Here is a 4210-nt window from a genome sequence, read left to right as displayed (position 1 = left end):
GGGATGGCCGGGGTGGCCGTGAGCGGGGCGGGCGGCTGCTTCGCTTCCGCCGTCCCCACCTCCTCCTGCAGCGCGAGCAGGGAGCGGCGGGCGTCGACGGCGGTCGGGGCCGCCTCGGCCTGCCGGAACACGTCGTTGAACACCTCGAGGGACAGGGGGCCCGCGTAGCCGGTGCGCAGGACGTGCCGGACGAGACCGGCGACGTCGAAGCCGCCCTGTCCGGGGAAGCAGCGGTGGTGGCGGCTCCACTGGAGCACGTCCATCGCGGGCAGCGGGGCGTCGGCCAGCTGGAGGAAGAAGATCTTCTCGCCGGGGATGTCCTCGATGTCCCGGGGATCGGAACCCCGGGAGAGGATGTGGAAGCTGTCCAGACAGGTGCCGAGCGCCGGATGCCCTGCCGCCTCGACGATGCGCCAGGCGTGGTCGTACGTACTGACGTGCCGCCCCCAAGCCAGTGCCTCGTAGGCGACGCGGATGCCGAAGTCCTGTGCCAGGTCGGCCAGTTCGCGCAGGTGTGCGGCGGCGAGGGCGTCGTCGTCGACCGCCTCGGGGTCGACGCTGGAGCAGACGAGCACGGTGTCGGCGCCGAGTTCGCTCATCAGTCCGAACTTGTGCCGGGCGCGCCGCAGATTGCGGGCGAACAGTTCGGCGGGCACCGCCTCGATGTCCCGCATCGGTTGATAGAGGTCGACGGTGAGTCCCAGGTCGGCGCAGCGGGCGCGGATCTCCCGCGGGGTGAGCGGACTGGCGAGCAGATCGTTCTCGAAGATCTCCACGCCGTCGAAGCCCGCGCGGGCGGCGGCGGTGAGTTTCTCGGTGAGGGTGCCGCTGAGGGAGACGGTGGCGATGGACGTACGCACGTCGGTACCTCTGCTTCCGTGACGTTCCGTGGAACTCCGTGAGTTCCTTGTTCCGAGTGCTACTTGGGAGCGGGCACCGGGCCGGTGAGGTCGGTGAGATGGGCGAGCATCCGGGCGGAGTCGGGTTCCCGGCCGGTGAACAGACGGAACGCGTCGGCGGCCTGGAAGGCGGCCATGCCGCCGCCGTCGAGGGTGGCGCAGCCCGCGGCGCGGGCGGCGCGCAGCAGGTCGGTCTCGAGGGGCCGGTAGACGACTTCGGCGACCCACAGTCCGGGGTGCAGCAGGTCCGCGGGCAGGGGCAGGCCCGGGTGGGCGGCCATGCCGGTGGGGGTCGCGTGCACCAGGCCGCCGCTGCCGTCGGCGGCGGCGAGGAGCTCGGGCAGCAGGTCCAGGGGGGCGGCGGTGGCGCGGTCGGCGCCGAAGGCGCGGTTCAGCGAGCCGGCGAGTTCGTCGGCCCGCTCGGGCAGGGCGTCGACCACGGTGACCCGTCCGGCGCCGAGGGTGAGGACGGCGTGCGCGACGGCGGCGCCGGCGCCGCCCGCGCCGAGCTGCACCACGCGCTCCAGCGGCACGTCGGGCAGGCCGCGGGCGAAGGAGGCGGCGAAGCCGGTGACGTCCGTGTTGTGGCCGACGGCCCGGCCGTCCTCGAAGACGACGGTGTTGACCGCGCCGAGCGCCTCGGCCTGCGGATCGAGCGCGTCCAGGTGCTCGACGACGTGCCGCTTGCACGGGTGGGTGATGTTGAGCCCGTCGAATCCGAGCAGCCGGGCCGCACTCAGCAGCTCGCCCACGCCCTCGGGCGGTACGCCGATCACGTCCAGGTCGAGGAGCCGGTACAGACAGCGCAGGCCCTGCCGGTCGGCCTCCCGCTCGTGCAGCGCGGGGCTGAGCGACGGGCCGATGCCGGAGCCGATCAGCCCGACGAGATACGAGTCCTTGAGCACCGGCGCCTCCAGAGAACGGCTCACTAATGTACGAACCAGTACGTTAGCTATATCAGCCGGCCGGGCAGCGCGGAAGTCCCGACGGGCCGGGAACGGTCCCCTTCTACAATCACCGGCACTGCCCTCTCACCCGAAGGAAGCCATGACCAGCGCCGAAGAACCGGCACGGCCCGGCGAGCGCGAGCGCGTCCGTGACGCCGCCCGCACCAGGGCCGAGATCCTCGACGTGGCGACCCGGGAGTTCGCGCGGGCCGGCTACGACGGCGCCCGCGTCGACGAGATCGCCGCCCGCACCCGCACCACCAAGCGGATGATCTACTACTACTTCGGCGGCAAGGAGCAGCTGTTCACGGCCGTGCTGGAGCGCGCGTACGGCGTGATCCGGGAGGCCGAGCAGGAGTTGGACGTCGATCACCTGGACCCGGTGGCGGCCATCCGGCGCCTGGCCGAGGTGACCTTCGACCACCATGAGCAGCACCCGGACTTCATCCGCCTGGTGAGCATCGAGAACATCCACGACGCACAGCACATCGCGGCCTCCGGGAAGCTCGGCCGGATGGGCTCGCCCGCGCTCGACGTGATCCGCCGGATCCTGTCCGCCGGGCAGAACTCGGGCCTGTTCACGGCCGATGTGGACGCCGTCGACCTGCACGCGATGATCAGCGCGTTCTGCTTCTTCCGGGTGTCCAACCGGCACACCTTCGGCGCGCTGTTCGGCCGCGACCTGGTCGACGCGGACCGGCGCGAGCGCTACCGGACGATGCTGGGCGACATGGTGATCGCGTACCTGACGGCGGAGCGGGCGACGGACTGACCTGCGCACGGTGCGCGTCGGCCCCCGCTCCGGCGGTCCCCGGAGCAAGTCCGCGCGACGCCACCCCTTGACACCGTGCACGGTCGGGCGCAGCATCCGTACCCAGCCGCGACTAACTACCCAGTGGGTTAATTAGCACTGCGGCGCCTCCCCTCCGCTCGTCCTCCGCGTACCGACGTGGAGTCCCCCGAAGGAGCCCGCCGTGTCCGTCCCCAACCCGCCCCGCGACTCCTCTCCGCCCGGACAGCCGCCCGGACAGCCGAAGAAGGCGGCGACCGCCGCCTGGATCGGCAGCGCCCTGGAGTACTACGACTTCTTCATCTACGGCAGCGCGGCGGCGCTGATCTTCCCGGAGGTCTTCTTCGACGACTCCGACCCCGCCACCGCCACTCTGCTGTCCCTGGCGACGTTCGGTGTCGCGTACGCGGCCCGGCCCGTCGGCGCGCTGTTCCTCGGCCACTACGGGGACCGGGTCGGCCGTAAGAAGATCATGGTCTTCACCCTGATGCTGATGGGCCTGTCGACGTTCCTCATCGGCTGTCTGCCCACCCGCGACCAGGTCGGCACCCTCGCGCCGGTTCTGCTGGTGCTGTGCCGCATCCTGCAGGGCATCTCGGCGGCGGGCGAGCAGGCCAGCGCGAACTCGATGACCCTGGAACACGCGCCGCCCCACCGGCGCGGCTTCTTCACCAGTTTCACCCTGAGCGGCACGCAGGGCGGTCAGCTGCTCGCCACGCTGGTCTTCATCCCGGTGGCCGCGATGCCCGAGGAGCAGTTGCTCTCGTGGGGCTGGCGGGTGCCGTTCTGGATGAGCGTCGCGGTCGCCGTCGTCGGGTACGTGATCCGCCGCAAGCTCGACGAGACGCCGGCCTTCGAGCAGCAGACCGCGACCGAGGGTGTCGTGAAGCTGCCGCTGGTGGTGCTGCTGCGCGAGCACTGGGCGGACGTCCTGCGGGTGATCGCGGGTGCGCTGGTCGCCTCGGTCAGCACGATCTTCACGGTGTGGGCGCTGGCGTACGCGACCAGTGACTCGGTCGGCATGTCCCGCACGTCGATGCTGTGGGTGGCCGCGCTGGCGAACGTCGTCGCGCTCGCCGCGATCCCGCTGTGGGCCACGCTCTCCGACCGGATCGGCCGCCGGCCGGTCTACCTGGTCGGCGCCGCGGGCAGCGCGGTGGCGATGTTCGCCTACCTGTGGGCCATCTCCACCGGCAACTTCGCGCTGACGATGCTCCTGGGCATCACCGCCTTCGGTGTCGTCTACAGCGCCGCGAACGGTGTGTGGCCCTCCTTCTACGGCGAGATGTTCCCGACCCGGGTGCGGCTCTCGGGCATGGCGATCGGCACCCAGATCGGGTTCGCGGTGGCCGGGTTCGCGGTCACCTTCGCCGCGCAGATCGCCGGCCCGGACGGCGACGACTGGACGGCGGTGGCGCTGTTCACGGCCGCCCTGTGCGTACCGCCGGTGGTCGCGGCGCTCTCCGCCCGGGAGACGCACCGCGTTCCGACCGAACTGCTCGGCGAACGCACGGCCGACGGCGGTGTGGCCCGCTCGGAGAAAGTGACGGCCTGACCCGCCGGCCCCGGACCCG

General features: G+C 71.7%; 4 protein-coding genes. 2 read left to right on the top strand and 2 right to left on the bottom strand.

Features of this window, described 5'->3' with window-relative positions:
- On the bottom strand, window positions 1-860 hold an 860-nt coding region (locus AOK11_RS07200), incomplete at its 3' end, for a sugar phosphate isomerase/epimerase family protein (RefSeq protein WP_157869296.1).
- 59 nt (window positions 861-919) lie between these two features.
- Window positions 920-1804, bottom strand: coding sequence for a shikimate dehydrogenase (locus AOK11_RS07195; protein WP_055592802.1), 885 nt, complete (start codon window positions 1802-1804; stop codon window positions 920-922).
- A 142-nt stretch (window positions 1805-1946) separates the two neighbouring features.
- On the opposite strand from AOK11_RS07195, the gene AOK11_RS07190 reads away from it, so the two are divergent.
- Both AOK11_RS07190 and AOK11_RS07185 read left to right on the top strand, forming a co-directional pair.
- Window positions 1947-2618, top strand: a complete 672-nt coding sequence (locus AOK11_RS07190) for a TetR/AcrR family transcriptional regulator (protein WP_055592801.1) — start codon at window positions 1947-1949, stop codon at window positions 2616-2618.
- A 202-nt stretch (window positions 2619-2820) separates the two neighbouring features.
- Window positions 2821-4191 (top strand): MFS transporter, encoded by a 1371-nt coding sequence (locus AOK11_RS07185; RefSeq protein WP_055592800.1) that lies wholly within the window; start codon window positions 2821-2823, stop codon window positions 4189-4191.
- Window positions 4192-4210: the final 19 nt, after the last annotated feature.

It is taken from the genome of Streptomyces hirsutus (assembly GCF_001418415.1).
Classification (GTDB): domain Bacteria; phylum Actinomycetota; class Actinomycetes; order Streptomycetales; family Streptomycetaceae; genus Streptomyces; species Streptomyces hirsutus.
The sequence above is the reverse complement of the archived record's forward strand: the minus strand, read 5'-3'. Positions and strand labels throughout refer to the sequence as shown.